The sequence below is a fragment of the Methylobacterium persicinum genome, assembly GCF_022179525.1.
Classification (GTDB): domain Bacteria; phylum Pseudomonadota; class Alphaproteobacteria; order Rhizobiales; family Beijerinckiaceae; genus Methylobacterium; species Methylobacterium persicinum.
Genome location: NZ_BPQX01000079.1, coordinates 1 through 1,366, shown reverse-complemented (window position 1 = coordinate 1,366; position 1,366 = coordinate 1). Strand labels below are relative to the sequence as shown.

At 67.7% G+C, this 1,366-nt stretch carries 1 protein-coding gene; it reads left to right on the top strand.

Features of this window, described 5'->3' with window-relative positions:
* Positions 1-99 precede the first annotated feature (99 nt).
* The gene (locus MFF22_RS24340; RefSeq protein WP_238253335.1) at positions 100-1,299 is read left to right on the top strand and encodes an IS256 family transposase; all 1,200 of its coding nucleotides are present in this window, start codon (positions 100-102) and stop codon (positions 1,297-1,299) included.
* Positions 1,300-1,366 lie beyond the last annotated feature (67 nt).

Below are 1,366 nucleotides of genomic sequence, written 5' to 3'. Positions count from 1 at the left end.
GGTCGTGTCCCATGCGGTGGTGTAGCTGAGGGGTGGTCATCGGCGGTTGCCGGGTAGGGTCGGGTTGCGACGACCAACCCCGAACCCGAGAGACCCCCGATGACCGACGAGATCATGGCCCTGCGCGGGCTGATGGAGAAGAGTGCCGACGCGGATCTGCTGCGCGAGATGATCGGTTTTGCAGCCGAGCGCCTGATGGAGCTGGAGGTGGGCGGCCTGACAGGCGCGGCTCACGGCGAGAAGAGCGCCGAGCGTCTGGTCCAGCGCAACGGCTACCGTGACCGGGACTGGCAGACGCGCGCCGGCACAGTCGAACTGCGCATCCCGAAGCTGCGCAAGGGCTCGTACTTCCCCGGCTTCCTGGAGCCGCGCCGGATGGCCGAGAAAGCGCTGACGGCGGTGATCCAAGAGGCCTACATCCAGGGCATCTCGACCCGCTCGGTCGATGATCTGGTCCAGGCCATGGGCGGCACGGGCGTGTCGAAGAGCCAGGTCTCGCGCCTGTGCCAGGAGATCGACGAACGAGTCGGCGCGTTCCTCGACCGACCCATCGAAGGCGAATGGCCGTATCTCTGGATCGACGCGACCTACGTGAAGGTCAGGAGCGAGGGCCGCATCATCTCGGTCGCCGTCATCGTGGCGGTGGGCGTGAACAACGACGGCCGGCGCGAGGTGTTGGGCATGGACGTCGGGCCCTCTGAGGCCGAGACGTTCTGGACCGCCTTCCTGCGCAAGCTCGCCCGGCGCGGCCTGCGCGAGGTCAAGCTGGTGATCTCGGATGCGCACGAGGGCATCAAGGCCTCGGTGGCCAAGGTGATGAACGCCACCTGGCAGCGTTGCCGGGTGCACTTCATGAGGAACGTGCTCGCCCATGCCGGCCGCAGCGGGCGGCGCGTCGTCTCGGCCTTCATCGCCACCGCCTTCGCCCAGGATGATGCCGAGGCGGCCCGTCAGCAATGGCGACGGGTGGCCGACCAGCTCCGCCCCAAGGTGCACAAGCTCGCCGCCCTGATGGACGCTGCCGAGCCCGACGTGCTGGCCTACATGGGCTTCCCGGCCGCCCACCGGGTCAAGCTGCACTCGACCAATCCGTTGGAGCGCCTGAACGGCGAGATCAAGCGCCGGACCGAGGTCGTGGGCATCTTCCCCAACGAGGCTGCCATCACCCGCCTCGTCGGCGCGATCCTGCTCGAACAGAATGACGAATGGGCCGTCCAGCGGTCGCGCTACATAACCCTGGAAAGCATCGCCCCGATCGGCGATGATCCCCTCGTCAGCCTGCCCACCCTAGCAGCCTGATCGTCCCGGCCCAAGCCGGTGATCGCGGTGGCCCTCATCGAGCTACACCACGCCTAGGGACACGACC

Coding starts and splice junctions, on each gene's coding strand:
- MFF22_RS24340 (WP_238253335.1), top strand. CDS start 100: ATGACCGACGAGATCATGGCCCTGCGCGGGCTGATGGAGAAGAGTGCC.